The sequence below is a fragment of the Clostridium amazonense genome (assembly GCF_056431285.1).
Map to the genome: position 1 here is coordinate 18,079 of NZ_JBWKMH010000023.1, position 25,035 is coordinate 43,113.

Below are 25,035 nucleotides of genomic sequence, written 5' to 3' on the forward strand. Positions count from 1 at the left end.
AAATTGTATGCAATAATTTAATTGTATTAACGGTACAAAATGTAATTTTAAATAATAAAAAGAAAAAAACACAATAATTGTATCGTTGCAATTATTATATAATAATATTTATTTTTTGTAAAGGAGAGAGTAGTTATGAGAGAAAATTATGAATTAAACAAAAACCTTGCTGAGATGTTAAAAGGTGGAGTAATAATGGATGTTGTAAATGCTGAACAAGCTAAAATAGCAGAAGCAGCAGGAGCAGTTGCAGTAATGGCACTTGAAAGAGTTCCATCAGATATAAGAAAACAAGGTGGAGTTGCAAGAATGTCTGATCCAAAAATGATAAAGGAAATTCAAGAGGCAGTTTCAATTCCAGTAATGGCAAAAGTTAGAATAGGTCATTTTGTAGAAGCACAAATATTAGAAGCTATCAAAGTTGATTACATAGATGAAAGTGAAGTTTTAACACCAGCAGATGAAGCTTTCCACATTGATAAAGGTGCTTTTAATGTTCCATTTGTTTGTGGTGCAAGAAATCTTGGTGAAGCTTTAAGAAGAATAGGAGAAGGAGCTTCAATGATAAGAACAAAAGGAGAAGCAGGAACAGGAAATGTAGTAGAAGCAGTAAGACATATGAGACAAATGAATGATGATATAAGACAAGTAAAAAATGCTGGAAGAGAGCAACTTATGACAATAGCTAAAGAAATGGGAGCTCCATTTAATTTAATAGAATATGTTTATGAAAATGGTAAATTACCAGTTGTAAACTTTGCAGCAGGTGGAATAGCAACACCAGCAGATGCAGCACTTATGATGCAACTTGGTTGTGATGGGGTATTTGTTGGTTCAGGAATATTTAAATCTGCTAATCCAGAAAAGAGAGCTAAAGCAATAGTAAAAGCAGCTACTTATTTTGATAAGCCAGAAATACTTGCAGAAATATCAGAAGATTTAGGCTTAGCTATGGATAGTTTAGATATTCGTGAAATTCCAGAAAACAACTTATATGCAAGTAGAGGATGGTAAAATGACAACAATAGGAGTTCTAGGAATTCAAGGTGCAGTTAGAGAACATATAAATAGCCTTGAGAAAATAGATGAAGTTAAAGCTATAAAGGTTAGAACTTTAGAAGAGTTAAATTCTATAGATGGACTTATAATTCCAGGTGGAGAAAGCACTGCAATAGGAAAACTTTTAAATGATTTCAACCTTATGAACCCATTAAAAGAAAGAATTGAAAATGGTATGCCAGTATGGGGAACATGTGCTGGTATGATACTTTTAGCAAAAGAAATAGACAATGATTCAAGACGTCATATTTCAGCAATGGATATAGAAGTTATGAGAAATGGTTATGGTAGTCAACTAGATAGTTTTTCTACAGAGATAAAAATAGATGAGGTATCTAAAAATCCAGTTAAACTTGTATTTATTCGTGCACCATATGTTAAGAAGGTGTGGGGAGACACTAAAGTTCTTGCTAAAATAGATGATAAAATTGTAGCATGTAGAGAAAAAAATATGTTAGCTACAGCTTTTCATCCAGAACTAACTAAAGATACAAGTTTCCATGAGTATTTTGTAAATATGGTTAAAGAAAAATAAAATAAGAAAAGTCATGAAATAGAAAAATTATTTCATGACTTTTTTGTTTTAATATTAATATATTAAGTGTAATATAAAGTTAAGCATAATATAAAATTAAATTAATATTGAAAGGAATTTTCTATCGTATGAATAAAGATGAGTATATTGAATATCTAACAAAATATTTTCCAGTTTGGGAAAATTTATTACAAAGTGAAAAGGAATTTTTATTAAATAATATAAAGTTAGTTAAATATAATAAAGGTGAAAATATACATAACGGCAAAAATGATTGTATTGGTGTTTTAATTTTAAAAAAAGGGATGTTAAGAACATACATTCTTTCAGAAGAAGGTAAAGAAGTAACTTTATATAGACTTTATAAGGGAGATGTTTGTATTCTTTCTGCATCATGTATTTTAAAAAATATTACTTTTGATGTGCATATTGATTCAGAAGAAGATAGTGAAGTTTTAATGATAAATGCTAATGCATTTTCAAAAATTGTTAGTAATAATATATATGTAGAAAACTTTTCATATAAGAGTGCTGTAGACAAATTTTCAGATGTTATGTGGGCTATGGAACAGATTTTATTTATGAGTTTTGATAAACGACTTGCCAGCTTTCTTATTAGTGAAATGGATAAAAATAAAAAAGAAATTATAAAACTTACACATGAGCAAATATCAAAATATATAGGTAGTGCAAGAGAAGTTGTAACTAGAATGCTTAAATACTTTGCAAGTGAAAATATTGTAGAATTATCAAGAGGAGAAATTAAAGTTATAGATACAGAAAAACTCAAGAAAATAATAGAAAAGTAAAAAAAACATATATGGTAGTTAAAAATAAATAACCCTTAATATAGGGTTCCAAGCTCAATTTCAAAGTAATCTTTTTCTCAAATGATACTATTAATCTTATAATTTATTCTATTATCATTCTTGGAACCAAGTAAGAAGTAAGAGTGAATAGTGAAAAGTTATGATAGATATTAATCACTTTGTTTCTAATATCTAAAAACTATGTTTTTACATTATTTTCAACTAATTTGCTGTGCAAATTTAATAAAAAATCATTATTTAAAATTGGAAATCCAATGTTTACATTCAATGTCTACAGTTGAATGTAAATTGCCTATTAAAAAATATAGATTAAAATTCAAAAAATAATTGTATAGACTAAAATATTAATTTGGAACCTTACAAATATAATTATATTTGTATTGAATTTAAATATGTAAAATGATACCATTTATCTAGAAGGTTATATTTTAATGTTCTGTGATAACCTTTACAAAATCAAGAAAATTCAAACAATAATTACATTAGAATAGTTTTTAAAGGGGGGATATTGTGACAATAAGTGATATAGAAAATAATGTAGATTTAAAGGTTGGAGTAGTTATAAATAGACTTATAAATAATATAGTAAAGTCTTATAAAAATATACTATGTGATAATCTTGTAGGTATGTATCTTCATGGCTCATTAGCAATGAATTGTTTTAATCCTAATGTAAGTGATATTGATTTTTTAGTAATTGTAAAAGATAGAATTGAAAACGATAAGATGAAAAGTCTTATAAAAGTATTATTAGATTTATCAAATGTTGCGCCTAAAAAGGGATTTGAAATGAGTGTGATTTTAGAAAATGATGTAAAAGACTTTAAATATCCTACACCTTTTTTATTGCACTACTCTAATTATTATAAAGAAAGATACTTGAAAGATTCTAATTATATTTGTAGAGATGGTGAAGATATAGATTTAGCAGCACATATGAATGTAATAAAAGAACGTGGAATCTTGTTATATGGAGAAAGTATAGAAGATATGTTTTATAATATTCCAAAAGAGTATTATATTAAATCTATTAAAGCAGATATTTTAAATTCTGATAAGGAGATAGAAAATAATCCTGTATATTATATATTAAATTTATGCAGAGTTTTATATTTTTTAACTGAAAATAAGGTATCATCTAAAATTGAAGGCGGAGAATGGGCATATTTAAATATAGAAGAGGAATACAAAGAAATTGTTGGAGAAGCTTTATATTCATATAGAAATTTAGGACATTTTGATGATTATGAAGGGGGAGAATTAAGAAAATTTGCAAAATATATGTTGGAAAAAATAAAAAATTTGTAATGATAATTTCCTTAAATGTAAATATATATATATTCATGCCGAATAATAATATATAAGTATAAAAGGAGATGAGATTTATGAGCTTTGGTATAGATAATCTTTTAAGAATAGGTTCAAGCATTTCAAGAGAAACATATAAAAAGCAAAATAATGATTTAATGGGATATGGAAGTATTAATAAGTTGCTAGATAACAGAACTGTATATAAAAGTGAAAGTGATAAGAATAAAGCATTAAGAAACAAATATATGGAATGTGAACGAAAAATAAAGAATAGAAGCATTATGAAAAATATGGGTGTAAATAATAACTTCTCGCCTAAAAATCAAAGTATAGATAAATTGAAGGAAAATATAGAAGAAAGAAATTTAGAAGAGATTTCATTTAAAAATAATGTATTAGATGTAAAAAATCATGGTAAATACAAGGTCAAGACTTTAATGCATGGATATACCAAAATAAATATTACAAATAAAGAGAATGTTTTAAATGTGGATAAGAAAGATTCTTGTAGATACGAAGATGTTTTAAAGACTAGTAGATTAATAAAATGTCTAACATCAGGTAAGAGTAGCACAGAAATAGTTAATGATATAAGAAGTAATTTTAAAGACTTCAAAGAAGCTGGAATAAGACTTCAAAATATGGGCTGTCAATGTGGAAAATATTTTCAAGTTAGAGGCTGTGAAGATAAATTATTTTTAGATACAGATGGTATGATATATACCAATGATGAATTAGATAAAATAAAAAAAGCATACACAAATAAAAATTTATTTAAAAGCGGATACAATGATAAATCTGAATTTATAATCGATAATGTAAAATATAAATTAGATAAAAATGGTTACTTAAATATTCCAGATGAAGTTATATGTACACCTTCAAGAATAACGATAAAAAAGTAATGCAAGGTTCTAAATTTATACAAAATACGACTTATGTCATTAAATTGATATGTAAGTGACATATAAATGACATAAAGTCGACATTTATTTGACATAAAACTTTATTATTATATAAATATAAAGTTAATGCCAATAACTATGAAAGTAAATAATATGATTTTTAAATTAAGTCCCCCTTAGTTTAATAAATCCAAAATCCTAAATATATTAACTTTAAGATCACACACCTCAAAAGATAGCTTATGCTATCTTTTTTTATGAATTTTAAAATTTTATTTACAGGCATTACTATAAAGTTCATCTAGATCATTTTTTTTCATAAGATAATTCACAAGATAACCCATAAGTACTACTCCAGGTATATCAATTAAAAGTCTAATTACAGTAAATTTATAACCAAGAGAAGAAATTTCAAATAATAGGGTAGATATTTTAGTTACACACCATGCATTCATAAAAATAATTATGTTACTAAATTTTGCACCCTTTTTAAGTAAAACAGTAGTAAAAGGAAATGCTGCATACATAGGTCCAGCAGCTAGAGAGCCTATTAACATAGCAAAAAACACACCTAATAAACCTGAGTTATTACCCATATATTTTATTAATACTTCACGAGGTAACCATACATCCATAAGACCTAGAAGTACCATTATAGGTGGTAGGACACCTAGCATTTGAATAAAACTAGAGTTAGCGCTAGATAGTGCTTTAAATCCAATGTTAGGAGCTATAAAAAATATAATAATTAATAAAAAAAGAGAAAAAACAAAAAATGAATACCTTTTAATTAGCTTTTTTAATATTTTCATACAATCATCATAACCTTTCCTAAAATAAAAGCTACTATAAAAGAAAAAAGAAAAGCTATAAAATTTCTAAGAAATGCAGCTTTTTTTCCAATATATTTTGATTCTAATGAGAATGTCATAATTCCAACTAAAGTAAGTGTTGATACTAATGCAGCAACTTGAGAGTAACCAGCACCATTTTCTAAAAGGATATTTCCTGTTGAAAATGCTACAAAAGTAGGCATCATAGTTATAGAACCAATAATCGAAGATATAAAAACACCTAAAAAACCAGAATTGTTGCCAATGAGTTTAGATATTGTAGATGGGTTTAAAAATGAAAGAATTATGCCTATAGTGATAATAATTCCTAAAAATTGAGGCATGATATTTTCAAAAGATTTTAAGGCTGTTTTAATAGCTATTTTTGTTTTTGATTTATCTTTTAAAAATGATATAAAAAGTAATATAAATGAAATAAAATATAATATAAATCCAGTCATACCATCACCTAACTTTCAATTGATGTAAATATGTTTTGAAAATATATATTATGTAAAATATTACATAATATTAAAATATGCAATAAATTTAATATATGTGTATTATAAATCTTATTTTAATTTATAGATAAAATAGCAAAATATAGATTTATAATATAAGTTGTGAAAAAAATAAGAAAAAATGTGATATAATAAAATTATTAATTATTTTCATAAATCAATAATTTTATATTATAAAGAAAATTGTTTATATATTTTGATTTTATCAATAATCAAAATATTGTGGTAAAATAGGCGAGGTATTAGGGAGTATTATTGAGCTGAGGGGGAATAAAAATGAAAATTAGAATTAAAAGAATATTTAAATTCACTACAAAAAAAGCAAAAATGATATTGTCTTATAAATATGGTAATGATTTTAGTTTAGATTTTATTAAAATTGCAAATAAGCATTTTGAAAATATAATAAAGGATATTCCTAACATAGGAGATAGTGCATTTAAAATTAGTTATTATATGTGTCCATGCTATATAGCTTGGTATAAAACATTACTGGATATGAATATAAGTGAAAAAGATGCAAACTTATTAATATGGGATATAAATGAAACACTACTAAAATCTTATCCACAAATAATAGTAAAGTTTATAGCAAAAAAAGTTTTTATAGGAAAATTTAGAAAAGCTGCATTAGATGCAGAGAGAAAAGCAATAAAAGAGGAACTTCACGAAATGGATTGGAAAATAAGAGGTGTAAAATTAGAAAAAAATATAATTTCTTTTGAGATATATGAATGTGCAATAGTTAAAATGTGTAAAAACTTTAATGTAGAAGGATTATTACCTTACCTTTGTAGAATGGATTATTTATTTGCTCATTATATTGGTATAGGTTTTAATAGAACAAAAACATTAGGAGATGGAGATGACTATTGTAATTGTAAGTACATATTTTCAGAAAGTTGTGAATGGGCGCCTGAAAAAGGATTTGAATATAGAAAATAATATAGATTTATAATTTAAAAATTAAATAGATAAAGTGTTACTTAGATTTAAGTAGCACTTTATCTATTATTATTTAAAAATTGTTACAGCATTACTTGATTGATAAGGATCAAATTGATACTCGCCTTGAGAAAGTCCAACATAAGCTCTGATATCATGTTTACCCTTTGAAGTTATAGGAAGTGAAAATTCTACAATATCTGTTGGTCTTATAAGCTTTATAGAATACACTAATACACCATTATCATATACTTTGAAAAAAGTATTATAATCTTTAATTGGTAAAATAGCTTTGAAGTTAGTATCTTGATTTGGTGAATTTGAATAAGTTAATGCAATATTTTCATTCCTTTGTGGATTAAAGTATCCAAGTTTTAAAGAGTTACTTTTTACGGAATAATCAAATTTATCATAAGGTTTAGAGAAATCTCCTAAATATGCTGTGACAGAGACTCCACCATAATAAGGTAATTGTACATCAACACTTAATTCTTTAGTTGGAGATACAATATCTTTTTGATATATAGTTTGACTGTCACCACGAATAAGAAGAGTAGTATTAGATATTTCTTTATCAAATTTTATATTTATAGTTGTTTTTCCAGTAGTTTGATCAACAGAAGTAGAAGAAATTTTAAAGGATTCATCATTATTGTAAATTGAATTAATTTTGTATGTGTCATTATTGTCCATTGTTATAGCACTAGCTGATATAAAACAAGAAGATGTCAAAATTGCTCCTATTAGAAGAGTTAAAAAAATTTTTTTCATAATTATACCCACTTTCTATCTTATTTTTAGTTGAAAATTGTTACAGTGTTGCTTGACATAAAAGGTTCATATTTATAAACACCAACAGTATTTGCACCTAAATAAGCTTTAATATCATGTCGTCCAAATCCTTTTAAAGGTGCTGTAAAATTAATTTTATCAGTTGGATTAGTTAATTTAGCTTTATACATTAAAACGCCATTGTCATAAACATAAAGCCAAGGATTTTGATCTTTATAAGGCAAGATTACATTAAAGTTAGTGTCAATATTATTTAATGAAACATAACTTAATTGAATTTGTTCCTTTACTTGTGGATCAAAATAGCCTAAGTTTATAGAATTACTTCTAACATATGGATCAAATAATTCTGAATCATTGGCTAGAAATGCTGTTAGTTCATGACTTAAGTAATATGTTAAAGTAACATTTACATTTACATCTTTACATGGATTAGTAATTTTTTTTTCACATAATATTTTTCCATTATCTAAGATTACTAATTTGGTATTTGAGTAGAATTTATCAAATAATACATTGATAACACTAGAACCATTAGAGTCTACTCCATTAGATGAAATTTTTAATTTTTCAGATACATTTTCACTAGAATGTATTTTAGTTTTATTAGTTTGTACTAAATTCTTTGCAGAAACAGGAACAACTGTTGAAGAAACTAAAATTGTTCCTATAAGAAAGGTTAATAAAAATTTTTTCATGTAAAATCACTCCCAATTAAAATTATACCAATATTATACAAATATATTATAAAATTGTTAAATTGATAAAAATAAGTTAATAGACTAATAAATAGGAAAAAAATTCAAGTAAACGTATTCAGTTAAGATAATCATACTTTTGATAGAATATTCAAATTATATACAAATTTGAATATAGATTTGTTTCACCATTGAGGGGTTCCAAGTTAAAACTTTAAGTTATTCATGTTTCAGTTGAGAATTCTAATTAATTTAATTAAAAATTGAAAATTGAAAGTGAATGTAAAAATTGGATTTCCAATTTTAAAGAATGATTTTTTATTAAATTTGCACAGCAAATTAGTTGAAAACAATATAAAAATGTAGTTTTATGTATTTCTATTTTAAATATTAGGAATGAAATGAATAATATTAACCATAACTATCAATTGTCAAATGTCAATTATCAACTGGTTCCAAAACTTGGATACCCTTAAGAGTGAGACTAGCTCGGAATCATTTTATAGTAAGTATTTCTTTTGAAAGCAATATATTTACAGCTTAAAAAATAGTTTTGAATTCAAGCTTGTTTCCATATATATATTGACAATAATTTTTAAAATATGATATTATTTATTTGTTCATCGGAGGATATATTTTGTAATATATGCCGGATAAGATGGTTAACTGTTGTTAACTGACTTATCCGGCTTTTTTGGTAACAAAGTATATATAAATTAATTAAGAGGAGGATAAAATGGAGACTACTAATAAAAGTTTAACAGAAGGAAATATTTATAAATCATTATTAGTTTTTGCAATACCATTTCTAGTTGCAAACTTTATACAAGCCTTATACGGAGCTGTTGATATGGCTATTGTTGGATGGTTTGGAAATTCTGCAAGTATTTCAGCAGTATCTATAGGAACACAGGTTATGCAAATTCTTAATAGCTTAATATCAGGCTTAACTATGGGAGGCACTATTTTGATTGCTCAATATTTTGGTGCAGAGAAGGAAAAAGAAACTGTAGAAACAATAAGTACAATGCTTACTTTATTTGTTTTATTTGCAGTGGGTTTTACTATTTTTATGATGTTTTTAACAACACCATTTTTAAAAGCGTTAAAAACTCCTATAGAAGCGTTTAGTGGTGCAAAAGAGTATGTAATGATTTGTTCAAGCGGAATATTATTTATTTTTGGATACAATGGGATTAGTGCAATGTTAAGAGGAATTGGTGATTCAAAAAGTCCAATGATTTTTATATTAGTTGCTTGTATTACAAATATAGTATTAGATTTAATTTTAGTTGGAGGATTTAAATTAGGACCTAAAGGAGCAGCAATAGCAACTATAGCATCTCAAGGTGTGAGTATGTTTTTAGCTATTTTCTATTTAACCAAAAAGGATTTTATTTTTAAATTTAGATTTAAAAATTTTAGAATTTATAAAGATAAAGCTAAGAAACTTATAAATTTAGGAATACCTGTTTCACTTCAAGAAACGATGCTTTCATTATCATTTTTATTTATAACAGCAATAATAAACACATTAGGTGTAGTTCCAGCGGCAGCTGTTGGAATAGCAGGTAAATTTGATATGTTTGCAATGCTTCCAGCTATTGCATTTTCTGGAGCTATAGCATCAATTGCTGCACAAAACATTGGAGCTAATAAGCCGGAACGAGCTAGAAAAGCTCTTAATGCTAGTATGTTACTTTCATTTTTATGTTCTATAGGATTTTTTATATGGGCTCAAGTAAGTGCTGAATCTATTATGCATATGTTTAAAGCAGATGCTGAAGTAACTTTAGCAGGGGTTCAGTATATGAGGACTTTTAGTATTGACTTCATGTTAGTTGCTTTTGGATTTTGTCAAAATGGATTTTTAAATGGATGCGGAAAAACAAGGTTTACCATGGCTAATGGTATTTTAGCATCACTTTTAATTCGTGTTCCACTTGCATATGTATTAAGTATTTATATACCTGAAAGTTTACTAGGAATAGGGCTTGCAGCACCAATTGCAACAAGTATTTCAGTTATAATATCATTTATATATATAAGAAGTGGAAAATGGAAACATAGTTGTATAGAGTAAAATATATGTTATATTAATAGACTTAGCTTTTAAATTTACTTTAAAATTGTTTTAATTAAATTAGTACATTTAATTAAGCTTTTAGTAATATATTTAAAAAAAGTTAGTATAATATGTATATAGTGATATAATAATAATAAAATGTAATTATTGGGAGGATTATTATTATGAGAAGTTTAAATCAAGTTGCCCTAGTAGGCTCCGTGCAAAGACTGTAGGAGACAAAGAACAGTTTGTTCGGAGCCGAAGTAAAATAAGGCTATAGTTTTGTGCAGTCTTTGCTTTTTATTTACAACATAAATTTGTAGATAGAGGAGCGAGGATTTTATGAGATATGAAAAAGCACAAAATATATTACCAGAAGATATGATTGAACTTATACAAGAATATATGGATGGTGGATATTTATATATACCAAGAAAAGATAAGAATAAGAAAAGTTGGGGAGATAATACTGGAGTTAAAGATGAACTAAAAATAAGAAATATGGAAATATATAATAAATATAATGCTGGAAAATCTATTAAGGAATTATCAGAAATATATTATTTAACCGAAACTAGTATTAGAAGGATTATAAGAGAACAAAAATCATATGACCCATAATTAAATATATTATAAGGTATTAGGAATAGTTTATAATTTATCTTATGGTAAGTAGTTTATAAATAAAAATTTTTAAAGACAATATTTCAATAATTGAGATATTGTCTTTATTTTTTTTAGAAAACATGTTTAATACAGAAGTATTTGTGTTCTTGAGAAGTGAAGTTATGAAATGATAACATTAATTATAGAAAAAGAATTTTAAGCATGTAAGGAATGAGAAAAATGAGTATTTTAAATGTAGAAAATATGACACATGGATTTGGAGAAAAAACAGTTTTTGATAAAGTTTCTTTTAGACTTTTAAAAGGTGAACATGTTGGATTAATAGGAGCAAATGGTGAAGGAAAAACAACTTTTATGAATATTATAACTAATAAGCTTTTGCCCGATAATGGGAATGTTGAATGGAGCAAAAAAGTTAGTGTAGGATATATGGATCAGCATACAAACCTTAAAGAAGGAAAAGTTGTAAGGGAAGTATTAAAAGAAGCGTTTAATAGGTTTTATAAAATTGAAGAAGAAATGAATAGTTTATATAATAATTTAGAAAAAATGAATGAAAATGATATGATAAAGAATATAGAAAAAGCAACAAAAATTCAAGAATATTTAGAAAAAAACGATTTTTATTCAATAAATTCTAGAGTGGAAGGAACTGCTAAAGGTTTAGGAATTGATGAATTGTTAAATAGAAATGTAAATAAATTAAGTGGAGGACAAAGAACTAAGGTACTTCTTGCAAAATTGCTTTTAGAAAAGCCAGATATTCTTCTTTTAGATGAACCAACTAACTATCTTGATAAAGAGCATATTGATTTTTTAACCGCATATCTTAAAAATTATGAAAATGCATTTATCTTAATATCCCATGAAATGGAGTTTTTAAATAATGTAGTCAATGTAATATGGCATATAGAAAACAGAAAAATGGATAGATATAGTGGAAATTATGATAAATTTTTAAAACTTCATGATGAACGGAGAAAACAATTAATATCTAATTATAATAAACAACAAAGAGAAATTGAAAAGCTTGAAGATTATATAAGAAGGAATAAAGTTAGAGCGTCAACTGCACAAATGGCTCATTCTAGAGAAAAAAAATTAAACAAAATAGAGCGAATAGAGATAAAGAAAAATTTACCTAAGCCACACTTTTATTTTAAACCTGCAAGGACTTCAGGAAGGTTAATTTTAGAAACTAAAGATTTAGTTATTGGTTATGATAAACCACTTACTAAGAAGTTAAATTTAAAGGTTGAGAGAGGTGATAAAATTGCACTGATAGGTGCTAATGGAATAGGAAAAACTACACTTTTGAAAAGTCTTATGGGTCTTATAGATTCATTAAGTGGAAAAATAGAATATGGTGAATATGGTTTTTGGGGATATTTTGAACAAGAAGTTAAAGGTTCAAATAGAAATACTGCTTTGGAAGAAATGTGGAATGAATATCCAAATAGTACGAAATATGAAATGAGAAGTGCACTTGCTAAATGTGGCCTTACTGAAGAGCATATTAGAAGTGAAATGACAGTGTTAAGTGGTGGGGAACAAGCTAAAGTAAGACTATGTAAGCTTTTGAATAAACAAACAAATATTTTAATCTTAGATGAACCTACTAATCATCTAGATATAATTGCTAAAGAAGAATTGAAGAGAGCATTAAAAGAATATGAAGGAACTGTGCTTTTAGTATGTCATGAACCTGAATTTTATGATGGATTAGCAAATAGTGTATGGAATTGTGAAGAATGGTGCGTAAATTGTACTTAAAAGGTATATATCATTGTAAGAATATAAATTTTAGATAGACTTTAATATAGTTTTATATGAATAAACTTAAGCTATAAATCATAAATTGATTTATAGCTGAATGATAGAATTTATAGGATGGTGATATGGTGAATAAAAAGAGATTTAGTGTAACTGAAATTGAAGGTATGATAGAATCTTTTAGAGTTATCGTAGATAATAAAACAGGTGTTAATTATTTATATGTTAGTAATGGAACTTCAGGAGGACTGTCTGTGCTTTTTGATTCTAATGGGAAACCAATTGTTACAAATACAAAAATTGATAAAAAATGAAATTAATTAAGAAGAACCAAACTTATTAAGAAAGTTATTATTAAGTTTGGTTATTTTAATTTATAAATTTCTATATGAAATTCATATGATTCAAAATCAAATTAACTATATTGAATTTATATAATTAATTGAATTATAAATTGATATTTCAATATCTTCCACCCAATCTTTAGGTGGATTTTCATTGTTTATTAATGCTAACATAGTGGAAATATCCATAAGTTTTGAAAGTTTTATCCATTCATCATCTAATTTAATTTTAGCATGTGAATTGTAACCATTATAAAAAGATAAATATACATCATTGGTTCTATATTTATCAAGAAAAACATTTTCTCGAAAGAATTTTCCAATGTCATAATATATAGGTGCAGCTAAGCTATATTCAAAGTCTATAAACCAAACACTATTATCTAAAGTATTTATTAGTATATTATTTGAATTAAAATCACCATGGGAATAAACAAAATTATTATTTAATTTATTTAATAAATTTTTATTAGATAATATGCATTTATTAATGTTACACTTTAAACTTTCATTAATATGTTTTCCTGCAAATCCAGTTAAATAGTGTTTATTTAACATAGATATTGGGAGTAATACTTTTTTTGTATCTAAGTTATTGTCTATAAGGCACATAGATGAATATGATTTATTGTGAAGAAGAGCTAAACTTTTTCCTATGGCATAAGCAAACTTAGTTGGAAATTCTTTATTTTTTAAGATATATTCTTTTAAAGTAATGCTAGAAATATAATCTATTATCATATAGTCTGATTTTATAAGTTTTTTACTATTATCAAATACATGAATTTTGGGGACATTTACATATTGGCTTGCATACTTATAAGATGAAAATTCAACCTCGCTATTTCCTCCATTATTGGGATATAGTTTTAAAAAGTACTTTTTATTACAATTTTTCAATGCCACTATATAATTACTTGTACTTAAGCCATCTTCAATTAATGTTAAGTTTTTTAACTTTAAATCTTCATCATAACTTGAAAATAATTGTTGTGCTAATTTTAAGTCAATGTTTATAAAATTAAATAATCTACTATTATTTATAATAATCACCTCATTAAGTAATAAACTATTACATAAATTATACAATTTTACAATATAAAGTTAAACGACTATTTTATTATATAAATATTAACAATTATACTAAAAAATATTAAATTTTATTTATTTTGAACGATAATGAAATAGAATAATAATTATTAACAAAAAGTAAATATCAACAAAAGATTAAAATAAAGGAGATAACAAATGAAAAAATTTAATATTAAAAAAAGAAGTATAGGATTTAAAATTTTTTCTATAATAATGCCTATAATGCTAAGTATGAGTATTTTATTTACGACTTTTTCTTATTTTCAAACTAAAAATGAAATGATTGACTTATCAGAGAATTTATTAACGCAGGTTGCAAAAGATACTGCTAGTATAGTAGAGAAAGATATTATGGCTAATGCAAATTTGGCAGAAGAAATTGCAAGTTATATATCTCTTAAGAATATTACAGAAGTAAAAAATATAATGGAAGAACTTAAAGTTAGAATTAAAGATACTAAATATAAAACATTAGCTTTTGCAGATAAACAAGGTAATTATATAGATATTAACGGCAAAACAGCTAATATAAAAAGCACTTCACATTTTGAAATGGCAATAGGGGGATCACGTGCAGCATCTGAGCTTTATGTATCTCCAATTGATGGAGAGATAGAAGTTGCTTATTGTGCACCAGTAAAAATAGGCGAAGAAATAATAGGTGCATTAGTTGGTACAAAAGATGGATTAGAGTATAGTAATATTGCAAACTCTATAGAAGTAGGGTACGATGGTCATTCTATTATTTTAGATAAAGTAAGTAGACAAATACTTGCATATCCAGATGATGAAATTATTAAAAATTTAACTATTTTAAATGATTTAGTAGCTAGTGATAAAAAGTATGAGTCATTTGGTAAAGCAGCAGATAATATGATAAATAATATTAAAGGTATATCAAGATATGAAGTAGATGGTGAAAAAAAATTAATTGTACACACAGGTATATTATCAGATTATTGGATCTTAGGAATTGTAGTAAATGAAAATGCAATTTTAAAAGGATCAATACAAGTAAGAACATTTTTAATAATATTATCATGTATATTGATGGTATTTGCTACAATTATAGTCTTAAAAACATCTAAAAGTATTTCTAATAGTGTAGGAAAACTTAAAGAGTCTATAAATGAAATAGCATTAGGTAATTTTGATAATAATATAGATGAAAGTTTAAAAAAGAGAAATGATGAATTTGGTGAAATAGCTAATGATATTGAAAAAATAAATGTAAACATATCTAGTATGATAAGAAATATAAAGGATATGTCAGTAAATATTGATTCTTCATCTAATGAATTAAATAATATTCATGAGACATTAAACACTAATAATGAAAACATATCTCATGCAATAAATGATGTAGCGAAGGGAAATTCTGTACAAACACAAAATCTTTCAGATATAACTGTTAAATTAGATTCATTTAATTTATTATTAAATAATATGAATGAATGTATTGATTCTATTAGTAATGTTGCAGATGAGATCAATTTAAATGCAAAAGAAAGCAATAGTGATATGATAATTGTAACTAAAGCTATAAAGGATCTTACAGTGAAGTTTAACATGTTTATTAGTATGATAAATGAAATGGGAAGTAGATTTGAAGGAATAACTAGTATAGTTTCTCTAATTCAGGATATATCAGAAAATACAAATTTACTTTCATTAAATGCAGCTATTGAATCTGCAAGAGCTGGAGAAGCTGGAAAGGGCTTCAGTATAGTTGCAGAAGAAATAAGAAAATTAGCTACAGAGAGTGGAAATTCAGCTAAAAAAATAGATGCTGAAATAACAGATATAGTAGGTGAAATAAAAATAATGATTAATGAATCAGAAGATATGAGTAAATACATTAATGAGCAAGTTGATTTTATAAATAAAGTTATTTCATCTTTTGAAAATATATCCTCATCTATAGAAAAAATACAGCCTATGATAAGTGAGGTTTCAGAGAAAGCTAGTGAAGTTAATAATGAAAAGAAAGGTATATTAGTAGGGGTAGATGAGTTATTATCTATATCAGAAGAAGTAACAGCTTCATCTGAAGAAATAGCATCTGCAACAGAACAAGTAAGTATATTAAGTAATGATGTTACCAATTCTTCCAATGTTTTAGTAGAAATGACTGATAAAATGAGAGAAGAACTAGATAACTTTAAAATAAAGTAAGCTAAAAAAGAGCTATTTTAAATGGCTCTTTTTTCATTTAATGTGTTAATATTAGGTAGTATAATTATTTTTTAAATTTTGTGAAAAGCATAATTTTATTATTTAAAAGATAATTATTATAGGGTTCCAAGTTTAAATTCAAAATAATCTCTTTATCAAATGATATTATTAAGCTTACAGTTTATTTCTATTTTTATATTTGGAACCAAGTAAGAGTTAAGAGTGAAAAGTGAAAAGTTATAGTTGATATTACTCACTTCGGTTTTAATATCTAAAAATAGAAATGCTTAAAAACTACGTTTTTATATTGTTTTCAACTAATTTGCTCTGCAAATTTAATAAAAAATCATTCTTCAAAATTGGAGATCTAAAACTTTTCACTATTCACTCTTACTTATTAATTTTTAATTGGTTTTAAATATAAATAATATATGTATTAAATGATACTACTAAAAGTACATGTTATTTCTATCTTATTCTTAAATAATATATTAATAATAATTATAGCGTATTTTCAATTATAAGATAAAAAAGAAAGATTTTATGTAAAAATATTGAAATAAATAGAATATAAAGGTAATATAATGTATGTAACTATAAATTCAAAAGTTGAAAAATATCATAAATAAATACATTGAAAGTTATAGAAACTAAAAAATAGTTATATACTGTAATTATTATAAAAAGAAAGGATGTATTGTGTTAAAAAAAATGAGAAGAAAAGATAAAGAAATAAAAAATAAAGAAGCCATGGAGTTATTAAAAAAGTGTGACCATGGTGTTCTATCTACAGTTGATAGTAATGGATATCCATATGGAGTGCCTATAAGTTATGTATATAAGAATGATTCAATATATTTTCATTGTGCAATAGAAGGGAAGAAACTAGAAAACATATTATGTAATGATAAAGTATCATTTTGTGTTGTTGGAGACACTAAGCTTATTCCAGAGAAATTTACTTTCAAATATGAAAGCGTTATAGTGTTTGGAATAGCAAGTGAAGTTAATGATAATGAAAAAAATGAAGTGCTTCTAGAATTAATAAAAAAATATGCTGAAGATTATGTAGAAAAAGGAAAAGAATATATTATAAACTCTTGTGCTAAAACAAGAGTTATTAAAATAGATATTGAACATATTTCAGGAAAAGGAAATATGTGAAACATAAAAATTTAAATTAATAGTAGTGAATTTTAAAATACTTTTTAGCTTTAAACATGTTGATTTGAAGATAATTGTTTATTTTAAAATTATAAGAATCAATATATGAAATATAACTAAATAAGTATTAAGTATTTATATAAATTAGGGAGAATTTATTATGAATTATTGTATTAATGGGGTACCAACAAAGGAAGAAGCAATGAGTATGTTAAATGAAGCTAAGGATTTAAATCCAGGTCCATGGTTTGAACATTCTATTAATGTAGCAGAGGCCGCAAGGCTTATAGCAGAGGAAATAGAAGAATTAGATTCAGAACTTGCTTATATTTTAGGACTTCTACATGATATAGGTAGAAGAGAGGGTATACATGGCATGAGGCATGGATTTGATGGATTTAAATATTTAAAAGAAAATGGATATGAAATGGCAGGAAAAATTTGTTTAAGCCATACATCTTTTGAGCTTGATAATGAAGTTATTATTGTTGGAAGATGGGATGGAACAGAAGAAGAACATAAGTTTGTAACTGAATATTTAAGTAGAGAGAAAGAATCAGATTATGATAAATTGATAAAGTTATGTGATTATATATCATTACCAAGTGGGCATTGTCTAATTGAAAAAAGACTTGTAGATACCACACTTAGAGGTGGGTTTAATGAATATACAATACCAAGATGGAAATCAACTTTTGAAAATAAAGAATATTTAGAAAACAAGATGAGAAAATCAATTTATGATGTACTACCAAATGTGAAGGAAAATACATTTAAGTAGAAAATAAGTTATTTATCAAAGAACACTTTTAACAGGAATTAAAAGTGTTCTTTAGTATAATTTTAAAAAGAAAGAGGATATAGGGAAACAAGCTCGAATTCAAAACTATTTTTAAAGCTGTAAATATATCGCTTTTAAAAGAAATGCTTACTTTAAAATGATTCGGAGCTAGTCTCACTCTTGAGGGTGTCCAAATTTTTGAAGCAATAATTTTAAAGATGAACTTGAAACCCTATATAGGGTTCCAAGGTGAAAAATGAAATTATTCAAATATTAAATGAGAATGGTAGTATTCTAAGAAATAGGAATTATTTAAAATGTTATTCATAAAAATTTCAAAGAAACTCTAATGAATTTGTTATTTTATTTCCAAGACTAAACGGCTATAAGTGAACTAAATTAAGAGCTATGTAATTAAATTCTAGTCTATTTTTCATAACTCTTCGTCAGCAATTCACATTAATAAAATGCCATTATTGATGTGAATTACTTCCTTGATTTATAAAAAATATACATTGAATTTTCAATTACATATTTCTAAATTTAGTTCACACGACATCCTGTCTAGGCAGTCGCTGAACCCGTCCTTGGGTTCAGGTCTTGAAAATAAAACACAAATTAATAAGGGTTTCTAAATCAATTTTTAAAGAAATACTAATTTAAATAATTCCTGTTTCTTGATAAAAGAAAAAAGTTTTTCAATTGAGAAAGACATTACTTTAAATTTGGAACTCTATAGCATAATTTTAAAAAGAAATAAGATATGAATAAGAACTAGTAAACAATCAAAAAAATTTATTTATAAAAAGTATCATAGGCATTGGAGATGAGGGTTATGTTAACAAAAACCTTTGGAATTAAGTTAGAAAATGAAGTGTATAGAGACAGAGAGGGTGTTTATGCCATTATTTTTAATAATGAAGGAAATGTAGCAACAGTAAGAACAAATAAGGGTAATTTTCTTATTGGTGGTGGAATAAAGTATAAAGAAAATCATGAAGAATGTCTTAAAAGAGAGTGCATTGAAGAAACTGGTTATGATGTAGAAGTAAAAGAAATTTTATGTAAAGCAGATAAATATTGTTTGTCAGAGGATAAAGGAGATTATTTTCACCCAATAGGATATTTTTATAGTGCAAATTTGAAAGAAAAAATAAAAGATCCTATAGAAAAAAATCATAAGTTTGAATGGATTTCTATAAGTGATTTGAATAGTAAAATGTATTTAGAACATCAAAAATGGGCTGTAGAACAAGCTGTCTTAAACAGAATTTAATAATAAATATGTATAAGGAGTATTTCATGATTATTTATAAAGTATCATTAGATGAAATTCAGTGGGATAAACTTTGTGAATTGTATGAGAGAGTAGGATTGTTAAAAAGATTTATAAACAATAATGAATATGAAAAAATTAAAATTGCATTTGAAAGCAGTTATAAGGTTGTAACTGCTTGGGATAAAGAAAAATTAGTTGGTGCTGGAAGAATGATATCAGACGGAGTATGCTATGGTGCTATATTTGATGTGGGGGTATTACCTGAATATCAAAAAAAAGGTATAGGAAGAGGAGTAATGAATGAATTATTAAAAGGTAATGATAATATTCCAATTCACTTAACTTCAACTTTTGGAAATGAAGAATTTTATAAGAAATTAAGTTTTAAAAAACATAAAACAGCATATTCAAGATATCCTTTCAAAACAGATTATGTAGAAGATTAGGGGAAAGTAGAGTGTTTGAATTTATATCTAAGTTTGATGAATTAGAAAATGATATAGTTCATTTAAAAATAATTGAAAAGTCTAAAGGAGATAAAAATTTATTGCCATTTTATTATTATGATATATATGAAAATAAATCAAATAAAAATATTGGTAAAATAAGTATAAGAATAGGAGAGAATTATGATTCATACTATAACGGAAATATTGGATATGAAATTGATAAAAGTTTTAGAGGGCATTCATATTCATTTCATGCGTCTAAATTAGTTTTAAACATAGCAAAAGAACATGGTATGGATTTTATTTATATAACATGTAATGAATCTAATTATGCATCAAGAAGAATAATTGAAAGATTAGGTGGAATTTTAAAAGAAATAACTGATGTGCCTAAGGAGTATTTTGCATGGTATGATGGAATATGTAGATATTGTATATATAAATTGATATTGTGAAAAAATTAGAGGGATGTGTTTGATATGTTAAATCATAAGGGAACAGAAAATTTAGAAACTAAGAGACTTACTTTAAGAAGATTTAGAGAAGATGATGCAATAGATATGTTTAATAATTGGTCATCGCATAGTGAGGTAACAAAATACTTATCTTGGACACCTCATAATAATATAGAAACAAGTAAAAAACTTGTGGACTTTTGGGTAAATGGTTATAAAAATGAAAAACAGTATAATTGGGCTATTGAGTTAAAAGAATATAAGGGTGTTATTGGGAATATCACTTTATTAGAGATTGATGATGATACTGAAAATTGCGAGGTAGGATATTGTATTGGAGAGGCATTTTGGAATAGAGGGATTATGACAGAAGCATTATTAAAAGTAATTGACTTTGGATTCAATGAAATAGGATTTAAGCGTATAGCAGCTAGATTTGATGTAAACAATATTGCATCAGAAAAAGTTATGAAAAAGTGCAATTTAACTTATGAAGGTACACTAAGAAAAATTGCTAGAAATAATGAAGGAAATTTAGTTGATTGTAGTTATTATTCAATACTTAAAGAAGAATATTATAATAGTGAGGATAAATAATTATGAAAAAGAGAACTAATGTACAAGCATTTGTTTTTTGTTTAAATCCATATTTTAATGTTTTAATTTTAAAACGTACACCAGAAAGAAGTGGTTATTGGCAGCCTGTTTCAGGAGGTGTTGAAAACAAAGAAGAATTAAGAGACACAGTAATTCGTGAAGTTTTTGAAGAAACAGGAATAGTTAATGTAGATGATATTATAGATTTAAATTATACATTTGAATATGAAGAACCAAAGAATGGTGAATTAATGGAGATGAAAGACTATTGCTTTGCAGTTAAAATTAAAAATATTGTAGACATAAAAATATCAAATGAGCATGAAGAATATAAATGGTGTTCATATGATGAAGCAAAAAAATATTTAAAATGGAAGCATAATTTAGTTGCATTAGAAAAACTCTATAATATTCAAAGTAAATTTTAAATGAAATTTCTATAAGATTTCAAATTTGAAAATAAGATTATTTAAGTATCAAATAAAGGTAATGTCATTAATGGTTCAGTTGAGAAATCTAATTAGTTTAATTGAAAATGAATGTAAAATTTGGATTTCCAAACTCTTACTTGGTTCCAAATATAAAAATAGAAAAAATTGTAAGCTTAATAATATCATTTCATAAAGATGTTATTTAAAATTTGAATTTGGAACCCTATAAATAGAGGCAACTGATTTAAAATCAGTTGCCTCTAACGTTTTTGTGATTATAAAATTTTATGGTAAGGGGTGTTTTATTGACATTTGTTTAATAATAAAGTAAAATAAAAAACGCTTACATGAATATGTGTTCAAATATTCCTAAATAATTCATATTTTATAAAAAAATATATTAATTAGAAAATATAGGCAATATATTCACAAATAAAGTGAAAAATTTCAAGTTTCCTTATTAACTTATTCATTCCAAAACTTGAAATTAAACAAGACAAGCCACAAGGTGTATTTAAAATATTATAACTTTGTGTGGAAAGAGGAGATGTTTTATTATGAGAAAGAAAAGTATAGCTTTAATTTTAGCAATGGTAGGCGCTATAAATATAGCTTTTTACAGCAGTAGTTTTTCAGTAGTTTATGGTGCTGAAAAAACAATAGAAGATGCAAATGCGGAATTAGATAAGGTAATTGAAAATTTAAGAAACTTAGAGAAAGAAACTGAAAAATTACAAAGTCAAATAAATAGTACTAAAAAAAATATTGCTAATATAGAAAGTGAAAATGCTAAATTAGAAAAAGAAAATGAGAAAATAAAAAAAGATATAGAAGCTGCTGAAGTTTCTAAAAAAGAAAAATATGAACTTATAAGATCTGTTATGAAGATTCAATATGAACAAAATGCTACAGGTTATTTAGCGTTATTATTGCAATCTAAAGATTTAAATAATTTTATAATGAGATTTGAAATGGTAAGCAATTTAATAAAAAATAATAATTCATTAGTAGATGAAATTAATGAACTTGAAAGCAACTTAAAAGAAAAGAAAACTAAATTAGAAAATCAAATAAAAGAAATTGAAGAAAAGAAAAAAGTTGCAGAAACTGAAAAAGTAAAACTTGAAGGCTTGAAGAGTAAACAAACTGAAGAAAAGAAAAAGTTATCAAAAATTCAAAGTGACCTAGAAGAAGAAATTAAAACATTAGAAAAAGAAGCAGCAAGTATGGCTAGTGGAGGAAAATATGAAGGCGGTCAAATGATGTGGCCAGTTGTGGGATACTACAATATTTCTTCTTATTTTGGATATAGAGCAGATCCATTTACTGGAGAAACTAAGTATCATAATGCAATAGATATACCAGCACCAGCTGGAACACCAGTAGTTGCAGCTAATGGAGGAACTGTAATTACATCTAGTTACAGCTCATCTTATGGAAATTTAGTTATAATAGATCATGGTGGCGGATTACTTACTTATTATGCACATAATACTTCACTTTTAGTTAGTGTAGGTCAAAAGGTTTCAAAAGGACAAAATATAGCAACTGTAGGAACAACAGGAAATTCTACAGGTAATCATAGTCATTTTGGAGTGCAATTAAATGGTTCATTTGTGGATCCAATGGGTTATTTACAAAAGTAAATGGAGGCTTATTAATGATAAACTTTAAAAATGTTACAAAAAATTATAATGATAAAAATGTAGCAGTAAATAATATAAATATGAAAGTTAGTTCAGGAGAGTTTGTTTTTTTAGTTGGATTATCTGGTTCAGGGAAATCTTCTGTAATAAAAATGATATTAGGAGAAACAAAAGCAACAAAAGGTATAATTAATGTTGATAATTGTAATATTTTTTCAATTAAAGAAAAGGACATGCCTTATTTTAGAAGAAAAATTGGTGTAGTATTTCAAGATTTTAGATTACTACCACAAAAAACAGTATATCAAAATGTTGAATATGCAATGAAAGTAGTTGAAGCAGAGGAAAATGATATAAATAAAAAAGTTCCTCAAATATTAAAATTAGTAGGACTTCATAAGAAAGCAAATTGTTATCCTCATGAATTATCGGGTGGAGAACAACAAAGAGTTGCAGTAGCAAGGGCAATTATAAATGAACCTAAAATATTACTTGCAGATGAGCCTACAGGAAATTTAGATCCAATTACAGCAAAAGAAATTGTGGATTTATTAGTTGATATAAATAATCGTGGTACAACTGTAATTATGGCTACCCATGATACTAATATTGTTAACTCTTTGAAAAAGAGAGTAATTAGTATGAGCAAAGGAGTAATTATTAGTGATAATGAGGATGGTGAGTATATAATTGAAGCTTAAAACTGCAACAGGATTATTTAAAGAAGGATTTTATAATATGCTAAAAAATAGGCTAGTTTCTATTGTAGCTATTAGTACAGTTTTTATATCATTAAGTATATTTGGAATAGTATACATGTTTATAAATATAGTTAATGAAAACATTAATAATATGCAAGGTGAAGTTGAAGTAGTTGCTTTTTTAGATGAAAATATAGAAAAAAGTGAAGTAGCATCATTGCAAAAAGAAATAGAGAATATGGATAATGTTAAAAGTGTAGAATATGTTTCATCAGAAGAGGGACTTAAAGAATACAATGAAAGCTTATCTACACAAGGTGACACAGAAATGGCTCAAATTCTTAATGAAGTAGTGGAAGAAACCAAAAATCCAATACCAGCAAGTTTTTCTATAAAAACTGTAGAGCCTACTAAAAATGAGGAAGTAAAGGAAAATGTAGATTCCTTGGAAGCTATATATAAGGTTAATGATAGTAGTGTAATAACAAGCTTTTTACAAAAGTTTAGTAAGTATACTAAGATTATAGGTGGAGCTTTTATAATTGGATTAGTTGTTGCATCAGTACTTTTAATATCTAATAGTATTAAAGTAGCAATTTTTGTGAGAAAAAAAGAAATTAGTATAATTAAGTACATAGGAGCAACTAATAATTACATACGATTGCCATTTATAATGGAAGGATTTTTAATTGGAACTATAGGAGCGCTTTTAAGTGCAGGAGTAATATCCATAATATACTATAGTGCAACAGGAACTATAACCAATGTTCTTAGTCAAATGATAAGTGGATTCGTTATGCCAAGTTTAAGCAGTCTTTTAATTCTATTAGTACCTATAATGATTTTAATAGGTAGTGGAATTGGGATTCTTGGAAGTTTAATATCAATTAGAAAATATTTAAAAGTATAGAATAAAATATAAATCATATCAAAATAATTTATACTATTTTGATATGATTTTTCTATTTTAAAGGAATTGAAAATATTATAAAGAAATATAGTTAATAATATGAAAATAGAAATT

Annotated in this window: 26 protein-coding genes; 21 read left to right on the forward strand and 5 right to left on the reverse strand. The window is 25.6% G+C overall.

The features are described from left to right. Positions 1 to 135 precede the first annotated feature (135 nt). The 5 genes from pdxS (at position 136) to AC07E4_RS08315 (ending at position 4,640) form a co-directional block, all read left to right on the forward strand. Positions 136 to 1,014 (forward strand): pyridoxal 5'-phosphate synthase lyase subunit PdxS, encoded by an 879-nt coding sequence (gene pdxS / locus AC07E4_RS08295; RefSeq protein ID WP_040328647.1) that lies wholly within the window; start codon positions 136 to 138, stop codon positions 1,012 to 1,014. Between the two features lies 1 nt (position 1,015). Then, positions 1,016 to 1,594: a pyridoxal 5'-phosphate synthase glutaminase subunit PdxT gene (gene pdxT / locus AC07E4_RS08300; protein ID WP_040328646.1), complete on the forward strand. Its 579-nt coding sequence runs from the start codon at positions 1,016 to 1,018 to the stop codon at positions 1,592 to 1,594. 128 nt (positions 1,595 to 1,722) lie between these two features. Then, on the forward strand, positions 1,723 to 2,403 hold the full coding sequence (locus tag AC07E4_RS08305) for a Crp/Fnr family transcriptional regulator (RefSeq protein ID WP_040328644.1): 681 nt from the start codon (positions 1,723 to 1,725) through the stop codon (positions 2,401 to 2,403). 531 nt (positions 2,404 to 2,934) lie between these two features. Further along, positions 2,935 to 3,732: an aminoglycoside adenylyltransferase domain-containing protein gene (locus AC07E4_RS08310; protein WP_051540323.1), complete on the forward strand. Its 798-nt coding sequence runs from the start codon at positions 2,935 to 2,937 to the stop codon at positions 3,730 to 3,732. A gap of 77 nt (positions 3,733 to 3,809) precedes the next feature. Further along, positions 3,810 to 4,640: a hypothetical protein gene (locus AC07E4_RS08315; protein WP_051540321.1), complete on the forward strand. Its 831-nt coding sequence runs from the start codon at positions 3,810 to 3,812 to the stop codon at positions 4,638 to 4,640. Positions 4,641 to 4,912: 272 nt separating this feature from the next. On the opposite strand, the gene AC07E4_RS08320 is transcribed toward AC07E4_RS08315, so the two are convergent. Beyond that, complete coding sequence (locus tag AC07E4_RS08320; RefSeq protein ID WP_040328643.1) at positions 4,913 to 5,452, reverse strand: permease; 540 nt, start codon at positions 5,450 to 5,452, stop codon at positions 4,913 to 4,915. Next, entirely contained in the window at positions 5,449 to 5,934 is a 486-nt protein-coding gene (locus AC07E4_RS08325) for a hypothetical protein (protein ID WP_040328642.1), read from the reverse strand. Before AC07E4_RS08325 ends, AC07E4_RS08320 begins: the two co-directional genes overlap by 4 nt. Before the next feature lie 336 nt (positions 5,935 to 6,270). Between AC07E4_RS08325 and AC07E4_RS08330 the strand changes: the two genes are divergently transcribed. Further along, on the forward strand, positions 6,271 to 6,939 hold the full coding sequence (locus AC07E4_RS08330; RefSeq protein WP_040328641.1) for an L-2-amino-thiazoline-4-carboxylic acid hydrolase: 669 nt from the start codon (positions 6,271 to 6,273) through the stop codon (positions 6,937 to 6,939). Positions 6,940 to 7,008: 69 nt separating this feature from the next. Here AC07E4_RS08330 and AC07E4_RS08335 read toward each other — a convergent pair whose 3' ends face one another. Continuing rightward, positions 7,009 to 7,710, reverse strand: a complete 702-nt coding sequence (locus AC07E4_RS08335; protein ID WP_430828664.1) for a hypothetical protein — start codon at positions 7,708 to 7,710, stop codon at positions 7,009 to 7,011. 26 nt (positions 7,711 to 7,736) lie between these two features. Further along, the gene (locus tag AC07E4_RS08340) at positions 7,737 to 8,429 is read right to left on the reverse strand and encodes a hypothetical protein (protein WP_478216107.1); all 693 of its coding nucleotides are present in this window, start codon (positions 8,427 to 8,429) and stop codon (positions 7,737 to 7,739) included. A 736-nt stretch (positions 8,430 to 9,165) separates the two neighbouring features. Between AC07E4_RS08340 and AC07E4_RS08345 the strand changes: the two genes are divergently transcribed. From AC07E4_RS08345 to AC07E4_RS08360, 4 genes are all read left to right on the forward strand, one after another. Beyond that, positions 9,166 to 10,512: an MATE family efflux transporter gene (locus tag AC07E4_RS08345; RefSeq protein ID WP_430828667.1), complete on the forward strand. Its 1,347-nt coding sequence runs from the start codon at positions 9,166 to 9,168 to the stop codon at positions 10,510 to 10,512. Between the two features lie 327 nt (positions 10,513 to 10,839). Further along, a complete protein-coding gene (locus tag AC07E4_RS08350) occupies positions 10,840 to 11,118 on the forward strand; it encodes a CD3324 family protein (RefSeq protein ID WP_034440456.1) in 279 nt (92 codons plus the stop codon). A 225-nt stretch (positions 11,119 to 11,343) separates the two neighbouring features. Beyond that, entirely contained in the window at positions 11,344 to 12,897 is a 1,554-nt protein-coding gene (locus tag AC07E4_RS08355) for an ABC-F family ATP-binding cassette domain-containing protein (protein WP_478216108.1), read from the forward strand. Between the two features lie 125 nt (positions 12,898 to 13,022). Further along, on the forward strand, positions 13,023 to 13,211 hold the full coding sequence (locus AC07E4_RS08360) for a DUF6440 family protein (protein WP_034440451.1): 189 nt from the start codon (positions 13,023 to 13,025) through the stop codon (positions 13,209 to 13,211). 105 nt (positions 13,212 to 13,316) lie between these two features. Here the strand turns inward: AC07E4_RS08360 and AC07E4_RS08365 are convergent, their stop codons facing one another. Continuing rightward, positions 13,317 to 14,330 carry a phosphotransferase gene (locus AC07E4_RS08365; protein ID WP_478216109.1) on the reverse strand — a complete coding sequence of 338 codons (1,014 nt, stop codon included), beginning with the start codon at positions 14,328 to 14,330 and terminating at the stop codon, positions 13,317 to 13,319. Positions 14,331 to 14,489: 159 nt separating this feature from the next. On the opposite strand from AC07E4_RS08365, the gene AC07E4_RS08370 reads away from it, so the two are divergent. From AC07E4_RS08370 to ftsX, 11 genes are all read left to right on the forward strand, one after another. Beyond that, entirely contained in the window at positions 14,490 to 16,508 is a 2,019-nt protein-coding gene (locus AC07E4_RS08370; protein ID WP_478216110.1) for a methyl-accepting chemotaxis protein, read from the forward strand. Positions 16,509 to 17,207: 699 nt separating this feature from the next. Then, positions 17,208 to 17,672, forward strand: a complete 465-nt coding sequence (locus AC07E4_RS08375; protein WP_034440446.1) for a pyridoxamine 5'-phosphate oxidase family protein — start codon at positions 17,208 to 17,210, stop codon at positions 17,670 to 17,672. Between the two features lie 160 nt (positions 17,673 to 17,832). Continuing rightward, a complete protein-coding gene (locus AC07E4_RS08380; RefSeq protein ID WP_430828671.1) occupies positions 17,833 to 18,453 on the forward strand; it encodes an HD domain-containing protein in 621 nt (206 codons plus the stop codon). Positions 18,454 to 19,288: 835 nt separating this feature from the next. Continuing rightward, a complete protein-coding gene (locus AC07E4_RS08385; RefSeq protein WP_034440442.1) occupies positions 19,289 to 19,729 on the forward strand; it encodes an NUDIX domain-containing protein in 441 nt (146 codons plus the stop codon). A 26-nt stretch (positions 19,730 to 19,755) separates the two neighbouring features. After that, positions 19,756 to 20,178 (forward strand): GNAT family N-acetyltransferase, encoded by a 423-nt coding sequence (locus tag AC07E4_RS08390; protein ID WP_034440440.1) that lies wholly within the window; start codon positions 19,756 to 19,758, stop codon positions 20,176 to 20,178. 11 nt (positions 20,179 to 20,189) lie between these two features. After that, positions 20,190 to 20,636, forward strand: coding sequence for a GNAT family N-acetyltransferase (locus AC07E4_RS08395; protein WP_430828672.1), 447 nt, complete (start codon positions 20,190 to 20,192; stop codon positions 20,634 to 20,636). 24 nt (positions 20,637 to 20,660) lie between these two features. Next, positions 20,661 to 21,233, forward strand: a complete 573-nt coding sequence (locus AC07E4_RS08400; RefSeq protein WP_034440436.1) for a GNAT family N-acetyltransferase — start codon at positions 20,661 to 20,663, stop codon at positions 21,231 to 21,233. 2 nt (positions 21,234 to 21,235) lie between these two features. Beyond that, positions 21,236 to 21,661 (forward strand): NUDIX hydrolase, encoded by a 426-nt coding sequence (locus tag AC07E4_RS08405; protein WP_034440434.1) that lies wholly within the window; start codon positions 21,236 to 21,238, stop codon positions 21,659 to 21,661. Between the two features lie 560 nt (positions 21,662 to 22,221). Then, on the forward strand, positions 22,222 to 23,310 hold the full coding sequence (locus AC07E4_RS08410) for a murein hydrolase activator EnvC family protein (protein WP_478216111.1): 1,089 nt from the start codon (positions 22,222 to 22,224) through the stop codon (positions 23,308 to 23,310). 14 nt (positions 23,311 to 23,324) lie between these two features. Then, positions 23,325 to 24,011 (forward strand): cell division ATP-binding protein FtsE, encoded by a 687-nt coding sequence (ftsE, locus tag AC07E4_RS08415; RefSeq protein ID WP_034440432.1) that lies wholly within the window; start codon positions 23,325 to 23,327, stop codon positions 24,009 to 24,011. Further along, positions 24,001 to 24,921, forward strand: a complete 921-nt coding sequence (gene ftsX / locus AC07E4_RS08420) for a permease-like cell division protein FtsX (protein WP_034440430.1) — start codon at positions 24,001 to 24,003, stop codon at positions 24,919 to 24,921. Before ftsE ends, ftsX begins: the two co-directional genes overlap by 11 nt. The last annotated feature ends 114 nt before the right edge of the window (positions 24,922 to 25,035 follow it).